We start from the raw sequence: 20112 nt of genomic DNA on the forward strand, positions 1-20112 counted from the left end.
AGTGGTTTCTTTATGAATTATTCAACTCGTCTTCCGTCGAAGAAACGGACAATGCGTTGTGTCGTCTCGGCTATATGCTCATCATGGGTGACCATTACAATGGTTGTTCCTTCGTTGTTCAACTGGAACAGAAGTTCCATGATTTCCGCCCCCATTTTACTGTCCAGGTTTCCGGTCGGCTCATCCGCCAGAATAATCTGCGGATTCCCGACGATAGCCCGCGCCAATGCCACGCGCTGACATTGTCCACCCGATAGCTGTGTAGGGAAATGTCTCATGCGATGTGATAGTCCTACCTTCTCCAGTACTTTTTCGGCCGCTTCCCGGCGACTTTTGCCCGTCGAATTCCGGTAGAGCAACGGGAGTACCACATTATCCAGCACACTCAGTGAATTGATTAGGTGAAAGCTCTGGAAAACGAACCCCAGCATCTTATTCCTGAATTCAGCCATTTCACTGTCTTTCATCCGTGTGGTTTCCGCTTCATTGATCAGGATCTTTCCTTTTTCGGGTAAATCCAATAATCCCATTAAATTAAGCAGGGTACTCTTTCCGCATCCGGATGGCCCCATGATAGAAAGAAATTCACCTTTTCTGACGGTGAGATTCACATTTTCAAGCGCAGTGGTTTCTACTTCTGTAGTGCGGTATACTTTTGTTATACCTTCCAGTTTAATTATTTCCATATTATCCTCCGTTTATCTGGCAATATATAAACAACGTATGTGCCAAAGTCCTATTGTGTTGAATATGAGGAGTGCGCTTGTATGAGGGGTGTCCGAATACGGACAAATCTGTCCACAATATTATACTCAAAAAGAAAACCCGCACTCTCCGCTTGTAATAAACAAACAATCAGGGAGTGCGGGCTATATTAATTATGTAACCTCACGGTTATATTAATTAAGGTTTGCTTGCGGAATTAAGGGTTCACACAAGCAGAGTATAGGGTAAAATTTCACAAATTGTATTGTGTCCACAAATGTACTGGTATAGTTATATTCTGTTAGGTGGTATTCGTGTCACTCATAAGTGGTATTTGTGTCAACCCTTGTTGAATAAGGGTTGCGTGAATAATGAAAGGTTTGTTGACGTATGTATTGATATCATAATGGGTGGTAATCCTATCACTTAGAATCGGGTATATGAAAAAAAATAGCGGACATTCAGAATTATCCGAATGTCCGCCAATATGCATATAAAAAATTGAGGGTCGATTAACCAATTGTAACGTGTTGAATAACTGTACCCCAGTCTGTTACAACAATATTGCAATTATTTTTTGAAAGGTTAAAAGTGATTTCTGACAGTTCTCCTTCGTTTACAGATACTTTCTCCGAATTTTTGACATTTTTTGAAGAAAGGATCATGATATCGTCTTTGTAAAGCTCTATAGTAACGTCAGAGGCCGGTAAAATAGCTGAGTTTTCAGCAACAACATTTCCTTTTTCGTTTAAAGTAGCAGGAATAATATATTCAATATTCTCACCAGTCAATTCTCCGTTATGATTGAAAGAGCCTTTTGTGTTTTTTACTTTGTAGTAAAAATTTCCTTCTTTTGAATCCAACACTTTAATAACGCTTTTAGTAATTAAAGAAATAGAAGAAACTTTACGTTCGATTTTTAATGTTTCAGCACCTGATTTTGTTGAAGCGCTTTTCAATGTAGCCTGTCCGTAGAATAAATCTCCGGGTAATGCAGCGGCAACACCGTTGTTTTGTTTCAAGCTAACCTGTAAATCAGAGATAATATTGGCCTGGCTCATTGCGCTGATCTCTTCGCTGTCGGAAGAAAGACCTGCCCATGCAACAACTGTGATCTGTTTTGAACCCGGGCAACTGATTTCAACCGGTTTTGCCTGCAGTAAATAAGTTCTGTCGAGAGTCACTTGTTTGTAGAAGTCGTTATTCTGGTCGAAAACGAACAGCGTAGTCTGGTCTACATCGCCCTTAACAGTAATGTCTTTGTTATCGGAATAAGCTTTCAGGACAACAGAAAAAGAAGCATCAACCTGAGAAGACGCATTATCAATTACTTTTTCATCTATACCTGAATAGGAGGAATCGCTATCTGCTGAACAGCTTGCGAAAGAGATTGCTGCAACGAGTGTGCAAACAAAATACAAACAATTTGTGAAAATTCTACCCTTTTTCATGACCTTAATTTTTTATATGCTTTGAAATTACCCTATACTGTCCGAGAGATTCGCTAACCGGTTAAGACCCTCATCAAAACCTTTTGTCTCTCGTTGACATTACAAATATAGATACTAAAATGATATAAGTATCAAATGTATGTGAAATAAAAGTTAAAACGATCAAAATAGTTGCTGAAAATGTCAAAACAAGAGGTGCGAGTCTCTTGAATGAGGGTAAAAGTATCTTTTGAGGCTCCTGAAATGATACAAATACAACCTGCGGTATATGGGTTGATGTGATATAAATACATATGTTTGTGATACGAATACAAGCTAAGGCATGTCTGATATTTTGGTTTAGAAAATATTGAACCTACTTTTCTTTCAAGAGAAAAGTAACATTCAAATCTGTCAAATACTGAATCGCTTATATCCTTTCATTATATTCCCTGCATTATAAATTGATTATTAGGGTGTGTTTTTATATTGTGGTAGGTAATCCTATCACATGTGATATATTTACCCATCATTGTATCTCTTTATCCTTGATAATCATTGTGTTGAATATATTAACATATGTATGGCTATCAAATAGGGTGGTATTCCTATCACGGAGAATCGGATATATGAAAAAAAACGGCGCACACGCGGAACTATCCGGATGTACGCCTTTATGCATATAAAAAATTGAGGGTCAAATTTAATCAATAGTAACGTGCTGAATAACTGTACCCCAGTCTGTTACAACAATATTACCACTGTTTCTTGAAAGATCGAAAGTCAATTCTGACAATTCTCCTTCGTTTACAGACACTTTCTCCAAATTTTTGACATTTTCGGAAGAAAGGATCATTTTATCGTCTTTGTAAAGCTCTACAGTAATGTTGGAGGCCGGTAAAATGGTTGTGTTTTCAGCAACAACATTTCCTTTTGCGTTTAAAGTAGCAGGGATAATATATTCAATATTCTCACCTGTTAATTCTCCATTATGATTGAAAGAGCCTTTTGTATTTTTTACTTTGTAATAAAAATTTCCTTCTTTTGAATCCAATACTTTAATAACACTTTTGGTAATTAAAGAAATAGAGGAAACTTTACGTTCTATTTTTAATGTTTCAGCACCTGATTTTGTCGAAGCGCTTTTTAATGTAACCTGTCCGTAGAATAAATCTCCGGGTAAAGTAGCGGCAACGCCATTGTTTTGTTTCAAGCTAACCTGTAAGTCAGAGATAATGTTTGCCTGACTCATTGTGCTGATCTCTTCGTTTTCGGAAGAAAGACCTGCCCATGCAACAACTGTGATCTGTTTTGATCCCGGACAGCTGATTTCAACCGGTTTCGCTTGCAGTAAATAAGTTCTGTCAAGAGTAACTTGTTTGTAGAAGTCATTATTCTGATCGAAAACGAACAGCGTAGTCTGGTCTACATCACCCTTAACTGTGATATCTTTATTGTCTGAATAGGCTTTCAAAACAACAGAAAAAGAAGCATCTGTCTTTTCGGCAGCATTTTCAATCACTTTTTCGTCTATACCTGAATATGAGGAATCGCTATCAGCTGAACAGCTTGCGAAAGAAATTGCTGCAACGAGTGTGCAGACAAAATACAAACAATTTGTGAAAATTCTACCCTTTTTCATGACCTTAACTTTTTATATGCTTTGAAATTACCCTATACTGTCCGAGAGATTCGCTAACCGGTTAAGACCCTCATCAAAACCTTTTGTCTCTCGTTGACATTGCAAATATAGATGCTAAAATGATATGTGTATCGAATATGAGTATAATAAAAGTTAAAACGATCAAAATAGTTGCTGAAAATATCAATACAACGGGCGTAAACCTCTCAAACATGGGTAAAACTATTATTTTATCCTGAGGTATATGGATGCTGTTTTTTGCTGTCAGATAGGAGGTGTGATATAAAATTACCCATTTTTGATAGAAATACACCTGTCGATAGGTGGCGTTTCTGTCAAAAAGAAGAAGTTGGCCTGTAATTTTTGCTTGGAAAAATAACAGGTGACAATAAACGATAAATCATAAATTTAAAACCTTTATATCGAAATTTGTCTGAAGGAAATATGATTATCATATCTTTTTTCAGAAAAATAAAGGGCGCTGTACTCGGAAAACGAAATTTTATTGTGATATTTGTACATTATATATAGCAATTAATAGAAAGTGGAGTTGTTGAGGAGATCCGGATCGGTAGATAGAGGTAATCTAAGAACTAAAATATATTTATCAGTTATGAATAATAAAGCTTTGTCCAGGAAATTATCCGTGTTTCTTGTTTGCTTTGCTTTTTGCGGTCAGCAGGCGTTTGCCGCAGAAGGGGCTGTGGGAACTTTGGATATTGTTGTACTTGCGGTAGTTGTTCTTTTAGCCATATTCTTTATCTCGGCATGTTTTTACTTGCGGAAGATGTACACGGGCTTTACAGGACAATCGAAAGAGATCAAAAAAGAAAAGGAATTGTTGCTTCAACAGCGGGATGAAGCTGTGAAAAAGTGTAAGGAGTTAGAAACAGAAAATGCGGATCTGGAAGAAAAGAAACATTTCATCGAAGAAAAAGCCACGGAATTGGAGTCCCGGGAGAGTGAACTGGCTACCGTAAATGAAGAACTTTCCCAAAAACTTATCGCGCAGGAAACAATGATCTCCACCCTGAACAGTAATAAAAAAGACCTGGAACAAATGCTTGTCGCCAAGATAAAGGAGAGTGATTCCCTTCAACGGGAAGTGGCCGACAGGCTTTCCGAGGCGGAACAACGGTTAAAAGATGCTGAAAGCATTCATGATAATTTCTTTATAGAAACGATCCACGAGATGCGTACCCCTCTTTCGTTAGTGCTGGGATCGCTGGCCCTGGTGGTGCAAAATAAGGATGAGAGCCAGGAAATGTCTACCCAGTTGCTTTCAGCCTATCGTAATACACTTGCCCTGCAAGACCTTGCCGACCAGCTGATCGGAACCAGACGGGCAAATGATGTGGCCAATTATCTGCGTATCGCCCGTTACGATCTGGTGGATATATCCCGCCAGATATGCGATTTGTTTGTAGACTGGGTGGCAATGAACAATGTCGACTTCCAGATCAATACCCAGACATCTGTTTTGTGGATCTGGCTCGACCGTCGTAAAATGGAGTATGCTTTGCGTACGTTATTATCTAATGCATTTAAAAATACATTCTCGTACGGTAAAGTGTCTTTGAATCTTTCTGTGGTGCAGAAAGACGGTAAAGCCTATTGCTCTTTGTCTGTGGAGGATGAAGGGTTGGATGAAAATGAAAGTACACGCCGCGGACTGAAACAAGTTTCCGACATGATAGACGATATCGGCGGATTTTTCAGTAGCGATGCCGACAATACGAGAACCATCTATACCTTATTAATACCGTTGGGTAAACAGCACCTGCTGGATCGTCGTGTGGAATTCGTAGAACCGGAAGCCGACCTGGTGAAACTGAATGATCGCCAGAAAGAAGAAATTGCCGAGTTTATCCAGATCATTCCCCAGAAGAAAGCAATGGGTAAAAAGATCCTGGTTATCGATGATAGCGATCAGATCCGTTGGTTCCTGAAGCATGTCTTTACCAAAGAATATGAAATACTGGAGGCGCGTAATGGCGAAGAGGGAGTACAGATAGCCTTTGCAACGTTGCCGGATCTGATACTTTGTGATGTGATGATGCCGGTAATGGATGGTTTTGAAACTTGTAAGAAGTTGAAGGGTGATCCGCGTACCTCCCAGACCCCGGTAGTTATGCTGACGGCTAAGGTAGAGAGTGAAGATGTCATTACCGGAATTGAAGCCGGGGCTGACGATTATATCACAAAGCCTTTCGACGTAGAAATACTTCGCAGCAAATTGAACAGCCTGGTGAAACGTCGCGAACAGCTGAAGCAATATTTCACCAATACCCTGGCGGGAACCTCAAACGCTGATCCGGATACGAATGAACCGTCTGTGCCGAGCAACCCGTTTATGGATCTGGTCGTTAAAAATATCGAGATGCACCTCGACGATTCCACCTTTGAGGCAAAGGTGCTCGCAGACTCATTGAACATGAGTCTGCCGACATTGTATCGTAAAATCAAGCAATTCTCTGACTGTAGTATCCTGGAATTGACCCGTACGATCCGTCTGAAAAAGGCTGCCGAGTTGATCCAGACGCAACAATATTCAGTGCAGGAAGTATCAGAAATGGTTGGATTTAATGATACGGCCACGTTTCGTAAACGTTTTACGGAGCAGTATGGAACAACGCCTTCCCAATACGGACAACCCTAAAGAATGTGACAAAACGATCTGTAAATCGATAAAATAATAACACTATGTTGTAAATAAGCCTGTCCTTGTGACGGGCTTATTTGTTTTAATCGGGTTCTGTGAATTCTCTTGATACAATTATTAACAATTTAAGTCTCATCCGGTACTTCACAATCTCGTTTTAAACGAATTTCAACTTCGCTTAAAACGAAAATAAATTCCTTTTAAATGAAGATGTGATTTATTTAAGACTGAAAATATGTTAAATCGGGTTTGTTGAAGATCGAAATAGTGCTTTTTTGAGCCATTATTATATGCTGAATAGCATCTTTCTTTTCTGGAATGCTTTTCTAGGGTGGTGTGTTTGAAATGTCATAGGGGAAAGAAATAGCTTTATTGGCAGGCATAGACATAGAATTTCCCAAAGAAAAAACATGAAAATGAAAACAACGTAAGATTTTGTTTGGCAATATGATAACATCTAACTTTATTACAGCCTCATAAAAACAAACAGACTCGACTACCGATCCATATAGCTTCCGCAGCAAGGGGCAAAAATAACATTTTGCTAATTGTAAAATCAATGCTATAAGATATTTTCACCCATCTTTTGAGAGCAACGCACATGTTCTTAAAAATCTATTTTTTGCCTTAAAAAAAGATTTAGAGTTTTACCTATTATAATTGAGACTGATACCTATCCGCGGTTTTTCAGGGCGGCTATACCTTTGCATTGTCATCAGGAAACAAATTATCGTATAGGGTAAAAGTGATAATTCTCCCGAGGCTAAAACTAGTATTTATTAAACGTATTATATAACTTCAAAATTTAAGAATATGAAACTTAGAAATTTATTGTATGCAACAATGATTGCATGTGCATTCGCTTCTTGCTCGAATGATGACGATCCTATTGATAATGGAGGTGGAAATGAAACTCCAAATGCAGAAGCTGCTCTGGAAGTAAAGATTGCAACACCGGCATTAACAAAAGTAGAAGGTGTAACAGATAAAACAATTTCTTCATTAGCAGTATTGGTCTTTGATGTAAAAACTGGACGTTTGGAATCTAAAGGTGTTAATAATGAAGGCAAAGCGGGAGCTTCTTCTGTGATAGCAGAGAAGATTACTGCCGGTGCTAAGCGTGTTTTGGTGTTAGCTAATGTTGAAAGTAAAGTTAGTGGCTATACTGCTGGTTTGACAAATGGTACTGAATATTCTACAGTGTTAGGTGATACTAAGGATTTTGCAGAAGAAGTAGATGGAAAACTTTCTATGAATAGCGGTGTTTATAATGTAGATATTCAGGCTGGTGTAACAAATTACTTAGGTTATACAGTAGATGAGGCTAATAGCTATAAAGGTCATTATCTAGATCAAGCAGGAGGTAAAACTGTTAAATTGTATCGTAACGTAGCAAAGATCGTTCTTAGCAAAGTACAAGTTACAGCTGATGAAACAAAATATAAAGATGCAACATTGGATGTTGAAGATGTTTTTATTTTGCATGCAAATAAAACAACAAATCTTGTTGGTGCTGAAGGTGCTTCATGGGGAACAACTATGCCGACTTCTCTTAATTATCTAAATGGTGCTGAAAATAAAGTCTATGTTGGATGGGCAGACTATATGAAAGATTTCGGCGCTAATAAAATTATACAGAAATATTTGACAGATACTAAAGTGTATGATTATGCTTCAGTTTTTAGCTTAGACCTGTCTGCTGAGGACATAAATGGACAAACCCTGTGGGAACCAACTACTGGTAACTCTTCTTATGTATATGAAAATACATCAACTGATATTTACACATTACTGGTAGTACAAGGCAAATTCAAATATGGAGAAGTCCAAAATCCGGAAAGCAGATATTATTCTGTAGCAATTGGTAAGGATGGAATTACGGGAATAAATAAAGAAGACGGTACTTATAATGCACCTGAAGGTTTTGACGGTTCTCGCTCTTCATTATCAGGTACAGTTCGTAACTTACAATATAATGTTGATTTGAAAGTTGCCGGTCCTGGTTATACAACTCCGTTTGGTCCGAAAGCTGAAGATGATACTTACTTGGATGTAAAGGTTGAAGTCGTTGATTTTGGTCATATCAATCAAAGCACTGAAATTGAATAATCCAAGCGGTTTTTCCAGAAATAAAAAATGCTTCCAATCGGAGGCATTTTTTATTTCTGGAATTCAGTATATAATGGTGCATTTATAATATTTCCGTGGTAAATCTATCATTGAAATAAAGTTGATTCATTTATCTATTAATATAGAGAGTTGTACCTATCTATGTTTTATGATAAACAGGTTACATTTGTAATGTGAAATTAGAGTATAAACAAAAGAAAATCAATATATCTATGAAACTGAAAAGTTACATATTCTCTATTCTAGCAGTAGCTTTATTATCGTGTTCTACAGATGATGTGGATGATGTGATAAAAAAGGAAGAGCCTTTAGTTTGTAATGCTACCTTGTCTTTGGCAATTAAAAACGATGCTAAAACAAAGGCAGCTATCCCTCATGCTGACTATAATAGAATAAAAAAGTTATCATTAGCAATCTTTGTGAAAGATAAATTGTTGAGTTTGACTGAAGTTTCTGCAGAAGGAGAAGAGAAAGTAACCAGTATAATGGGTGTACCGGTTGTTGCTGGAGCTGTGAAACTTATTTTATTTGCCAACTATTTCGATGATGACAATTTGAGTAAAATAGAAGTAGCAGGGACAGACATTTCAGAATATAAAAAGCTAGAAGTTTTGTTGAAGAATGAAAAGAATGTAAATGATCAGGATAATTCTAGAAATGGCTTGACGATGAGTAGTGAAATTCTGGAATATGATTTAAAACCAGGACGTAATTATGTGGGATTTGATAAGGAAGATGGATATGTTGTTACAAAGAATCCTGTAAAATTAATTAGAAATGTTTCAATGGTTCAACTTGAAACTATTTTTCTTCGGCCAAGTGAGAACTATCTAGGAAAAGGCGATGTAACTTTTAAATTAAAAGAATTTTTTGTGGCAAATGTAAAAAGCCAATCAAAACTTATTTCAGACAATGGTTCTACCGAAGTTTTCAATTCAAACTCAAACTTTTGGTTAAGTGGTGCGTATGCAAGTATTGAGGGAGCTTTAAAAAATGGTCAGGCAACCGAAGCTTCTTATTTATTCTATAATGTAATTAAACCTCCACGAAACTTTAAGGAAATGAATGATCGTTTTCCTTTTCTAAATAATGATCCTTGGGTTTGTGTCGGTAATATTTTCGGACTGGATGAATCAAATGATGATATAATTGAAATTAAAGCCGAATACCAAAATGGTGTAGATTACAAAGAATATCCAAAAATTGGAACGTCTTATGGTCCTTTGATCCCATTAGGTACATATTTTTATGTGTATGAAAATATGTTAAAACAAGATGATAATAGAACATTATTGATTGTTAAGGGCGACTACACGTATGAACCTGTGGAAAAAGGAAAAAAGGTTGTGTTAAAAGATCGGTATTATGCTGTAACAATCAATAAGGAAGGGGAGTCTGTTGATTTATCAGAGGAAACTCCTGGACATATTTATGTAAAACGTAATAATGTTTATAATGTTATTTTGACAATAATGGGTCCCGGATCTGATACTCCTTATGATATACAAAATACGGCTCATATGAGTGCTTTGGTTAGGGTTAAGGACTGGGATGTTGTAAACCAAGAAGAAGAAGTCGATTAACAGAGTAATATAGGGGAAAAGAAAAATATTGTATTATGAAAGATATATTGTTTACAAAACTGCATTTATTAGTAGTAGTATTTGGATTAGCTTCCTTATTCAGTAGCTGCATCAAAGAAGATCTTGACGCTTGTGCAAAGCTAACTTTGATGGTAGTGAACCATAATGATGAAGACGTGACGGCGTTAGGTATTACTTCGGAAGCAAAATTATTTGTATTTGATGCAAATTCAAAACTACTTGAAACACGGGAGTTGGATTTGGATTTTATCACCGGTCGTAAAACAATAGAATTGCCCTATCCGGATAATACGAAACTTCATATTGTTGCTTGGGGAAATCTGAAGGGAAAACAAAATGTAACGGAACCCACAAAAGCAGAAGATCTGTTAGTCTCGCTTAAAAGCAATAACGAATTGGCCCAATCTCCCGACAGCCTTTTCTTTGGAGATATTGATGTTGAAGTTATGGGAAATGGAGTTGCCGGAGGTGATAAGCAGATTGTGATAAGACCAAAAACAGGTACGGTTGAGATGCGTACGATCGGATTACAATATGTGTATCAAAAACAAGGTTTACGCGCTACATCTACTGAGTGTAATTTCTATATGAACCGGACATTAAGTACCTATAATTCAAAAGGAGAGTTGACAGGGGATAGTGTTTATTATAATCCCGAAGGAGACTGGAAAACAACAGAATGGATTACACCAACTCCTCAAACACTTTATGAAGGACAGAAAATGACAGGCTCTATTGAAGCTGGTAATAAACGTTATGATGTCTCAAAAGGTGAATTTGAAGATGGCACTGTTGGTCCAATTGAAATCTATCCTTTCCAAAAAACGTTGGTGGTGTTTGAGTGGGATGAAACTGGGGCTTTTTTAGGTGCTAAAATTAGAGTGACTCCTTGGGGGGTAGTTGATGATGACATTGAGTTTTAAACGATAAAAACAAAAAAAATGAATATAAAAAATATATTGATAGTCGGAGTCGCTATACTACTGGGTACTGCCTGTTCAAAAGATAAGGGTTCTGTGTCTATCGACGATCTGCCAAATGCTAAACTGACCATTGGAGTGAAGGCATCCGGAGCGGTAACAAAAGCAGGTGACCCGAATGCCTTGGAGGGCGAAATGTATATAAATAATCTGGCCGCTGTCGTTTTCGATGAAACCGGAACTGTTTTATTGGGAAAAGCTCAGGAGAATGTAAACACTCAAGATGGTACAGCTTATCTGATAGATGTGCCGGCTAAAGCGACTAAAGCCAGAATAATTCTGTTAGCCAATCTTCCGGGTGGTGTTCTTGATAATGTGACAACTTATGATGGTTTCCAATCTATGCTGGCAGAACTTTCTGCACAGTCACAGGCGGATCTGACCATGAGTAGCCAGGTAATCGTAACGAATAATGCACTTGTTGCTGATGATAATAACTATCTGGGATATGAAAGTATGGGAAGTGAAAATATAAACGGCATATCATCACCTCTGGAAGTAACTCGTTTGGCTGCACGTGTAGAAGTCGTTGCCTTCCATACAAATTTTGCCGGTTCAAAACTGGCGGGACGTACAGTTAGGGTAGAGGATGTTTATATTCAGAATCAAAAAACGGCATCCCGCTATTTTAGTGCCGGTTATTGGGGGGCAGTTGTTGTAAACGGACATTTCTCCAACAGCTCTAAAGTAACAATAAATAGAATACTGAACGACGCAAGTCCGATTCTGGAAACATCATACAGGCATTATGTAATGGAAAATGATGCGGATGAAGAGGCTACTCAGTTGGTTGTCCGGGCTACATTACTGGAAGCTCCCGGCTATACAGCACAGACAAAAACATTTTATGCAACGGTCAATGCAAACGGACTGGCTAATAAATACGATCATAATTTCGTGAAACGTAATTACATCTATCGTATGAATATAACATTCGGCCCAAACAGTTTTGAAATACTTGATGGAGTACTCGACGTCAAAGTAGAAGTAGTTGGCTGGGGGCCGGTTAACCAGGATGTAGAGATAGAATAAATAGGGTAAATAATTTAAAATATAAGACTTATGAAATTAAGAAATTTATTTTTAAGCACGTTGGTTGTATGTGTGTGTGCATCCTGCTCCAAAGACGATGATAGTATTAAAGGGCCGGTAGAACCGGTAGATGCCTATATTTCGATTGCTGCTACATCATTGACACAAACGAAAGCTGCACTTCCTACTTTACGGGAAGAAAGTACGGGTGAGACCCCAAAGACAGACATAGGTTCGGATGATGAAAAATTTATTTCTACATTGACGGCTTATGTGTTTAAGAATGAGGAGGGGGATCAGTCTTTGTCTGCCATAGGTACTGCAAAATCAGAGAATGATCAGTCGGTAACTGAAATTACACATATACCTATCAAAGTAACACCTGATCAGACTGATCCAACAAAGCCATCAAGTAGTAAGTTTATAGTTATTTTGGTAGCAAATGGGAAATTATTAACACCTAAAAATCTGGACGAATTTAAGAAATTAACTTTGACAGATGATATTTCAACATGTATTGATAACAAAAGGTTACCTATGGTTAGTGAGTCTATTCCATGTGAGGGGTTAATACCAATAGTAAAAGGCGCAGGGGAAGATGGAACTTCTACAATCTATGCAGAGAACTGGGTAACTAAAGACGGTAAAATTGTTCCAGTTAAAGATCAAACTACTGATCCTTCTAGTAAGCCGGATAATGTTACTCCTATTGAATTGACTCGTTTGGTTGCTCGTGTACAAGTGGATAACATTACTTTTAATTATCCGGACGAACTGGCTCAATTCGAACTGGAGAATTTATCAATTGTAAATGTCCATTCTACATCAACCTTTGAAGAAGGTAATGGTGAGTATGTGAGAGGGTACAAATCAGATAAATATTCACCTGCAGATGAATGGATTTCAGTAAACTCTCCCATAAAAGAGAACTTAGCACAAGCTTATGAAGGATGCATTTTGGGTAAAAGTGGAAATGCTTCTGAAAGTATTGATTGGTCGGTTGAAGCGATAAAATCAAAATACCCTCAGTTTATTAGTTATGCTTTTTCAAACCCTGAAAAAGTAGCCCATGGAACAGCCTTGTTGATATCCGGACAATTCATAAGGAATTTGAATGCACCGGATGTAAAGGAAACAAGAAATTTCCGTGTGTTCCTGAATGATCCGAAGGATAGTGAAGGACTTATGGTAAAACGGAACCATATCTATAAGTTGAATGTAACTATCACTGGTGAAGGTTCCTCCAATGAAGATAAGATCGAATTGAATGCACATGTATCGGCTGAGATTACAGTTAATCCCTGGAACGTGGTTTATCAGGAAGAAGAAGATACTAATTAATTGATTATTATTATAAGAATTGAAGAAGGTGTTGTCGAAAATGATAACACCTTTTTTGTTTTTATATGTTCTAATAGTTTGATCTTATCATGAAGCAATGTGAATCTCTCAAATGTATAGGAATACCTTGTTTCTTGATATTATCGTCTTTGTTATAAGGACTGTAATGGTCGATTAACGGTGTTTCTATCGCTTTTTAATGGCACTTCTATCAATCTGTCAGGTTGCGATTTTTACCCCTTAAACTTGAAACTTACGCCTATCGCGATTCCTTCTGAATCACTCTACTTTTGCATCGTAAGATAAATGAAAATGAATTTAGGTTTAATAAACGATTTTAAGTATAGGGTTATGAAACTGAAAAATATATTATCGATTATTTGTTTATTATTGGGGTTAGCTTCATGTTCTGGGGAAGATACAATGATGAACGATGTAACAAACGAGATAGAAAATGCCGTGAATGAATCGGCTTATGTCTCTGTAAATGTAAAATCGGCCGTATCTTCAACGAAGGCAAATACGACTGGCTCTTCAAATGATTATTCAACTCTTCAAAGTTCTATCTCCAACTGTTATTTATTATTACTTAATGAAGGCGGAGACATATTGTATCGTGCATCAAAACAATATCAAAACCAAGTTGCTAATGTCTCTCTGGAGGATTTTAGAATTCTGGTGAAGGTGAACTCTGTTTCTAAAGTGATTGCTGTAATAAATGCAAGTTCTGACTTTCAAAAAGAACTAGATGACTGCATCTCTTTAAATCAATTAAATAAAGCAAGAGAAACGGATGCTGCTTATAATTTAGCTATAGGAGAAGGTAAAATAGATTGGAAAGATGTTACTGGTTCATCTTCTACTATAAATAATGTACCAACAGTTTCGGTTGATGGTATTGTGGCTAATTATCGTGTTGCAGCATTTGCTTTGTCTGATTTTAGTGTGAAATATTATGATTGTGATCCTAAGACTGCAGTAGTACAATTAGAAAATGTTTGGTTGACTGACATGAAAAGTAATGTAGGTTTATATGATGAAGGTCTAGATTTTAATAATACAGAAGAAAAAGATGGTCGCATTTCTGAAAAAAATAAATTTGAAAGTTTAAGAAAGCTTACTGATATGTATTCTTATTCTGAAGAGAATGGATATATAAAAGAATTTTTTAGACTGAATCATGACAATGCTACTTTTAAATTTATTTTTCCTAATACAGACTCATCTAAACCTGTAACTGCTCATCTGAAGTTCTCTGTAAAAAGAGACAATAAAGAAATTCAATATTTTTATCGTGAATATGTTATTAATCGACCAACGGGAGATGATTTTAAGAATAATGTATCAGAGGGTAAAACATACGTTCATCCAGGATATTGGTATAATTTAGGTGTAACAGTCCACGTTAAAAAAGATTTTATCGATTGCGCTTTTACTTGTACAACAAAGGATTGGATCTATAACGAAATAAATGTAGATTTGTAATCTCCCTCATTATAAAACACTAGTAAAGTATTAAACGAAAAAAGATACATCATGAATCGGATTAACTTCATATATCTATTAGTTTCTGTGCTTTTGGCTTTTACTGCCTGTTCAAATGAAGAACTTATTGAAAAGCACCCCGATGGAAATTACACGTCGAAACTAAATATTACACTTTCTACTGCATCTGCCATAACAAAGGCGGGTGACCAGGAACTTTTTCCGGCAACGGATCAGGAGAAGACAATAAAATCTTGTGTACTTGCTATTTTTAAGAAAGAAGGCAATACATATACTAAAAAAGCTATTATTAAGCCTACTTTGGAAGAGACAGATATAAAAGGAACTTATAATGTACTGTCAAATATCGAGTTGCTTTTTTCTGAAACATATAAAATCGTTATTATTGCAAATGGTCAATTGGACTTGTATGAACAATGTAACACTTATGACGATTTGAAAAATATAAGAGAAGGAAGCGATAACAAATATACATTTAAATCCGAAGAACTATTAAAGTGGGGTGAAAAAGAAATTGGTGTCGGTACTGATACGGAATTGACTGTAGATACTCAGTTTCATATTGACTTAACACAGCTGGCTGCCAGGATTGATTTAAAGATAAATGTTAATTTGAAAGGTGAAAAGGAATTAGTTGATGTGTCTTATGAAGAAACGGATGGATCTCCTTTAATTGGTAATATTTCTTTAAAAGATGATATTTCTGTAAGTAACGGTTTGCCTGATGATTGTAAAGGTCATAAATTTCTTTTTTATGGAAGACCTGTAACTCTTACTGATCCAACTAGTCCCAGTACAAAGGTCGGTATTATGGAAGATCGAACTATTAACAGAACACGAACATATAACTCCTGGATTTTAAAACCAACTTCAGTAATAGTGAAAAATATAAGGAATGAGGTGATCGCATCTCTTCCGGAAGAGGACTTGTTAGAGGCTCTTGGTGAGCATGAATTGGATAAAACTGTTAGTCTTCAGTATGTGACTTTCTATACCTATCAACGTACAATTGAAGATCCGGATAATAATTCAACGAACTTACGTGTAGAAATTGTTGGAGATATTTATTCAGCAAAGGTAAAAGAAATAATGCAAGTAACGGGGAATTTTTATGCGTTTAATCTAAAAAATAATGAAGACAAATATAATCAAATAATTGAAGATGCAAAAAATGGAGTGACTTCAAGTCTAGTTGTTGATTCGCAGGGACAAGGACAAGGATGGTGTATTTTAGTTGAAGATGCAACAGTTGGATTAAAGGAGATTGCCGGTTCAGATGAAGTTCTGACTGAAAAGGCTTATGTTGGTAAATATACTGGCGGATTTGATATAGTAACAGATAGTGGAAATGCTATTTCATATGGTAATTATTATAAGGTTACGGCAACAATAAAGAGTTTGAAATTGCCTGTCTCTCTTTCATGTATTATAGTCCCTTTAGGCTCTGAAGATATAATAGTTCCTCCTTTCGAATAAATAGGGTAATAACAGTCATAAATAAATACAACAATGAAACAATATAGTTTATATATTATATCCATATTGGCAAGCTTTATTCTGTTAAGTGCTTGCTCTGATGAAGAAATGGGTGGTAAGAAAAAAAATGTCATTTCAGGTATTCCGACGACTGTTCGGTTCTCTCTTAATTTGCCTGATGCGGAGGTGATAACAACAAAAGGGGCTTCTACTGGTGATGATCGAATTGATAATTTGTATTTGTTTGTTTTTGATGGTGAAACATTAGAATTTGGTGAACAAGTAGAGATTACAGTGAATAACAAAGTAGAGTTTCAGGTCGAATCCGGTGAAAAATATATTTATGCGATAGCTAATACTACTAATGGGGCTTTTGATGATCTCACAGAATGGATTAAAACAAAGCCTTCCAAAACAGACTTTCTTGCGAAAACAGTCTCTTTAAGTACAGATAATGTAACAAATTTAACAGGAGCCGGTCTAATGGTTGGAGGGTTTTGTGAAAAAGAAGAGGATAGGGCTGGTGCAATATTGAATATTACTCCTTGTACAATAGAACCAAATCCGGATGGAGTATCTATAACTAATGGTGCCATTTATTTGCAGAGAATGCGTTCAGAGATTGTTTTTGAAATAACTAATAGTCCTGATTTTACATTAACAAGTTATGAGATTAAAGAGGTGCCAAGAACAAGTCCTTTGATAGCACAATCTAATCCGGTTTCAGTAGGCAAGGGCTTTTCTGTAAAGGAGGATATTAAAAATAATGCCAAATCTTTCTCTTTCTATATGTTAGAAAACTTGCTAAGTCCACAAAAGACTCCTGCAGACAGTAAACAAAGAGAAGGTAAAGCATATTATAATCCTAATTCGACTTATGTCGTTTTGAAGGGAACTTATAAAGGAAAGACCGATTTACCTGGTGGCGGTAGTGCAGAAGCCGATGCAAACGTCTCTTATTTTATTCATTTAGGGAAAGGGGCAGGTAGTGGATATGGGGTTGATTATTCTGATTATTCTACCTATAGAAATAAGAAATATACTTATAGTATTCAAGTAACAGGCGTAAAGTCTATTATTGCTGAGGTTAAAGTTGATGACCATAATGATCAACGTAGTGAAGGGGATGTTATCTTGAAAACAGAAGGACAGGTTTTATATTGTGATGCCCACTATGAGACACGTGTAATTTCTTTTAAAAAGAGTGAGATTGATCCTGAGGGCTTATTCTTTAATGCGAAAACACCTAAAGGTGAGAAGGATCTTGATTGGATTAAATTTGTGAAAAATGATGCTGGTCAGTCCTATGCAGTCGATTATACAACAGCGAAATCAAGCAATCAATTGAAGAATGTAACTGCTCTTATTCAAGACTTGAAAGACTGGAAAGATGTTAATAATGAGGGTGGTACAAATGAGGATGGCGAAGAAGTACGCTACTATACTTGTTTTATAGATGAGTACTATTATAACGATTTAGATTTAGATCAATTTGTCAATGCGGAGGATCGTATTCTGTTAATTGGAGCAAACGCAGAATATCAGAATAGCAATTTGGGTAATAGTTCTGTTTTTGAAGGGAAATATGTTTTTAAACAACGTTCCATTAAGAGTATTTATAATTTGGATAATAAAGCAACTAATCCTTGGGGAATAGAAACTTGGAATGAAACAGGCAAATTGATATTTGGTCTAAATTCACAAGGAAAAGAGACTGCAGGAGGATCAGGCGTGAGTCCTAATAACGGATATGAAAATCAAGTTAAGTTTGTTAATAATAATTTGAGCAACATTTGGAGTAATGCAGTGAACTATTCATTTATTACTACAACTATTAATGAGCGTGAAGTTCCTGAATATAATTTACAACCGTACGGAGATAAATTAACGGGAGCGATGTTTGCCTGCATGCAACGGAACAGAGATGAAAATGGCGATGGTAAAATTAGTAATGATGAAATAAAGTGGTATTTACCGGCCTCAAATCAGTATATTTCTTTGTGGATGGGAGCGGATGCTCTTCAAGATGCAACTTTGTATGCCGAAAGTACTAGAAGACGCTCTAGTGACAATCATTATTTTACAAGTACATCTGGTAAAAATTTATATTGGGCAGAAGAAGGTATTACAGCAGGAGGAATGGGTGGTGATTTAGGAGGAGCAGGAGAAAATACAAGTAAACGTCAGTATAGATGCGTTCGTAATCTAGGTAACCCGTCTGAAGTTGGTAGCATATATACTAAAGATCTTCAAAATAATAAGGTTATGGTTGTTAAGCCTGCTAATTTAGTCGCCCAATCATTACGAACAGAAAGGTTTAATACAGAGATTGGATTTGATTATCTTTTGGATACTGATATGTCTAATCGTCCTTATGAAAAAGGTTTTGAATATTTTTTAGATATAAATGATAGTAAAGTTACAGAATATTATGATAAAGACGGAAATATAATGTCTCTACCAAATGTCAATTGGATAACTTTTTATAAAAATGCAAATGATAATCCGGCAAATTCTTTTTGTGCCCAATACATGAAAAATAAAGGTTATGGCGAAGGATGGCGCATGCCTAATCAACGGGAGCTAGCTTTGATGTATATGTCAAGCGGGAACAGTAACGGTGGAAACGCAGTAAGCCGTACTCTGCACTCTTTAACTCCTCCTAATTGGGGAGACTCGGATATAAAAACTAAAGGAATAAATGATGGATCAAAGTATCGTGATAGGACACATACTTATATTTGGCACAGCGGTCATTCTCTTGCTGAAGTGAAGGGGGCAGCTATTCTACGTTGTGTTCGTGATATGAAATAATGTTACTTAATGGTTTTTGAGATAGCTCTAATGGTGATGCTAAGGAATGCTACCTCAAATAACATAAAATAAGTCCGGGAAGTATCTGTTACAGGGTATTTCCCGTTTTTTATCTTCCCGAATCATCCCCAATGTTCGCGTATCCTTCCATACGTTCTTCAGGGCTGGTACCGCCATCCTATCTTTGTCTCATAATCGAGAAACAAAGGTAGTATGGCGTTGCTGCTTTGATAGGGTTTTATCGGTATTGAGCGTAGTTTAACCTCTTTGGCCCTACTTTACCCTACTTTACCCTCATATACCGCATTATAGCGTTTTCATCAGAACAGCCTGTCATACCTTTGTTTCGTAATCATTAAAACAAAATCAGTATGGCATTAAAGTATGTAGTAAAGAAAACGGTTTTCGGGTTTGATCAAACCAAGACACCGAAGTATGTAGCCCGCCCTCTGCCGGCAGGTACGGTTGGTTATCCTGCTCTTTGCGATCAGGTAGCCAAAGTGGGAGTGCTGGCATCACGCAGTATGGTAAAATTAGTTCTCGAGAGTCTGTTCGATGTGTTGGAGGAGAATCTGACTAATCATTTGTCGGTGAAACTGGGAGATTTCGGCACGTTGCGTCCAAGTTTCAGCAGTAAGTGTCAGAATGAAGAAAATGAGGTGAATGCAGATGTGTTGTGTCACCGCAAAATAGTTTTTACTCCAAGCTCAGATTTCAAGAGAGTACTGGGTAATGTCAGTGTCAGGAAATCCGAACAACGATAAGAGTGTAATATCTTTTTTAATAATCA

At 36.7% G+C, this 20112-nt stretch carries 13 protein-coding genes; 10 read left to right on the plus strand and 3 right to left on the minus strand.

Features of this window, described 5'->3' with window-relative positions:
* Positions 1–17 precede the first annotated feature (17 nt).
* The 3 genes from HMPREF1212_RS01305 to HMPREF1212_RS01315 form a co-directional block, all read right to left on the minus strand.
* Positions 18–686, minus strand: coding sequence for an ABC transporter ATP-binding protein (locus HMPREF1212_RS01305; RefSeq protein ID WP_046148154.1), 669 nt, complete (start codon positions 684–686; stop codon positions 18–20).
* Positions 687–1217: 531 nt separating this feature from the next.
* On the minus strand, positions 1218–2156 hold the full coding sequence (locus HMPREF1212_RS01310) for a FimB/Mfa2 family fimbrial subunit (RefSeq protein WP_046148155.1): 939 nt from the start codon (positions 2154–2156) through the stop codon (positions 1218–1220).
* A 682-nt stretch (positions 2157–2838) separates the two neighbouring features.
* Positions 2839–3777, minus strand: coding sequence for a FimB/Mfa2 family fimbrial subunit (locus HMPREF1212_RS01315; protein WP_046148156.1), 939 nt, complete (start codon positions 3775–3777; stop codon positions 2839–2841).
* Positions 3778–4390: 613 nt separating this feature from the next.
* Between HMPREF1212_RS01315 and HMPREF1212_RS01320 the strand changes: the two genes are divergently transcribed.
* The 10 genes from HMPREF1212_RS01320 (at position 4391) to HMPREF1212_RS01365 (ending at position 20086) form a co-directional block, all read left to right on the plus strand.
* The gene (locus HMPREF1212_RS01320; protein ID WP_046148157.1) at positions 4391–6436 is read left to right on the plus strand and encodes a response regulator; all 2046 of its coding nucleotides are present in this window, start codon (positions 4391–4393) and stop codon (positions 6434–6436) included.
* A gap of 816 nt (positions 6437–7252) precedes the next feature.
* Positions 7253–8548, plus strand: coding sequence for a fimbrial protein (locus HMPREF1212_RS01325; protein WP_082099804.1), 1296 nt, complete (start codon positions 7253–7255; stop codon positions 8546–8548).
* Between the two features lie 233 nt (positions 8549–8781).
* On the plus strand, positions 8782–10152 hold the full coding sequence (locus HMPREF1212_RS01330) for a fimbrial protein (RefSeq protein WP_046148159.1): 1371 nt from the start codon (positions 8782–8784) through the stop codon (positions 10150–10152).
* Positions 10153–10187: 35 nt separating this feature from the next.
* The gene (locus tag HMPREF1212_RS01335) at positions 10188–11096 is read left to right on the plus strand and encodes a FimB/Mfa2 family fimbrial subunit (RefSeq protein ID WP_046148160.1); all 909 of its coding nucleotides are present in this window, start codon (positions 10188–10190) and stop codon (positions 11094–11096) included.
* A gap of 18 nt (positions 11097–11114) precedes the next feature.
* Positions 11115–12185, plus strand: coding sequence for a fimbrial protein (locus tag HMPREF1212_RS01340; RefSeq protein WP_046148161.1), 1071 nt, complete (start codon positions 11115–11117; stop codon positions 12183–12185).
* A gap of 30 nt (positions 12186–12215) precedes the next feature.
* Positions 12216–13526, plus strand: a complete 1311-nt coding sequence (locus HMPREF1212_RS01345) for a fimbrial protein (protein ID WP_046148162.1) — start codon at positions 12216–12218, stop codon at positions 13524–13526.
* Positions 13527–13877: 351 nt separating this feature from the next.
* Positions 13878–15011, plus strand: coding sequence for a hypothetical protein (locus HMPREF1212_RS01350; RefSeq protein ID WP_157316939.1), 1134 nt, complete (start codon positions 13878–13880; stop codon positions 15009–15011).
* 51 nt (positions 15012–15062) lie between these two features.
* Positions 15063–16508 (plus strand): hypothetical protein, encoded by a 1446-nt coding sequence (locus tag HMPREF1212_RS01355; RefSeq protein ID WP_046148164.1) that lies wholly within the window; start codon positions 15063–15065, stop codon positions 16506–16508.
* 33 nt (positions 16509–16541) lie between these two features.
* Positions 16542–19322 carry a fimbrial protein gene (locus HMPREF1212_RS01360; RefSeq protein WP_046148165.1) on the plus strand — a complete coding sequence of 927 codons (2781 nt, stop codon included), beginning with the start codon at positions 16542–16544 and terminating at the stop codon, positions 19320–19322.
* Between the two features lie 371 nt (positions 19323–19693).
* Positions 19694–20086, plus strand: coding sequence for an HU family DNA-binding protein (locus HMPREF1212_RS01365; protein WP_046148166.1), 393 nt, complete (start codon positions 19694–19696; stop codon positions 20084–20086).
* Positions 20087–20112: the final 26 nt, after the last annotated feature.

Origin of the sequence: Parabacteroides sp. HGS0025 (genome assembly GCF_000969845.1) — a bacterium.
Classification (GTDB): domain Bacteria; phylum Bacteroidota; class Bacteroidia; order Bacteroidales; family Tannerellaceae; genus Parabacteroides; species Parabacteroides gordonii.

Excerpts from the sequence above, each read along its gene's own strand:
- HMPREF1212_RS01305 (WP_046148154.1), bottom strand. The coding sequence starts at position 686 with ATGGAAATAATTAAACTGGAAGGTATAACAAAAGTATACCGCACTACA.
- HMPREF1212_RS01310 (WP_046148155.1), bottom strand. The coding sequence starts at position 2,156 with ATGAAAAAGGGTAGAATTTTCACAAATTGTTTGTATTTTGTTTGCACA.
- HMPREF1212_RS01315 (WP_046148156.1), bottom strand. The coding sequence starts at position 3,777 with ATGAAAAAGGGTAGAATTTTCACAAATTGTTTGTATTTTGTCTGCACA.
- HMPREF1212_RS01320 (WP_046148157.1), top strand. The coding sequence starts at position 4,391 with ATGAATAATAAAGCTTTGTCCAGGAAATTATCCGTGTTTCTTGTTTGC.
- HMPREF1212_RS01325 (WP_082099804.1), top strand. The coding sequence starts at position 7,253 with ATGAAACTTAGAAATTTATTGTATGCAACAATGATTGCATGTGCATTC.
- HMPREF1212_RS01330 (WP_046148159.1), top strand. The coding sequence starts at position 8,782 with ATGAAACTGAAAAGTTACATATTCTCTATTCTAGCAGTAGCTTTATTA.
- HMPREF1212_RS01335 (WP_046148160.1), top strand. The coding sequence starts at position 10,188 with ATGAAAGATATATTGTTTACAAAACTGCATTTATTAGTAGTAGTATTT.
- HMPREF1212_RS01340 (WP_046148161.1), top strand. The coding sequence starts at position 11,115 with ATGAATATAAAAAATATATTGATAGTCGGAGTCGCTATACTACTGGGT.
- HMPREF1212_RS01345 (WP_046148162.1), top strand. The coding sequence starts at position 12,216 with ATGAAATTAAGAAATTTATTTTTAAGCACGTTGGTTGTATGTGTGTGT.
- HMPREF1212_RS01350 (WP_157316939.1), top strand. The coding sequence starts at position 13,878 with ATGAAACTGAAAAATATATTATCGATTATTTGTTTATTATTGGGGTTA.
- HMPREF1212_RS01355 (WP_046148164.1), top strand. The coding sequence starts at position 15,063 with ATGAATCGGATTAACTTCATATATCTATTAGTTTCTGTGCTTTTGGCT.
- HMPREF1212_RS01360 (WP_046148165.1), top strand. The coding sequence starts at position 16,542 with ATGAAACAATATAGTTTATATATTATATCCATATTGGCAAGCTTTATT.
- HMPREF1212_RS01365 (WP_046148166.1), top strand. The coding sequence starts at position 19,694 with ATGGCATTAAAGTATGTAGTAAAGAAAACGGTTTTCGGGTTTGATCAA.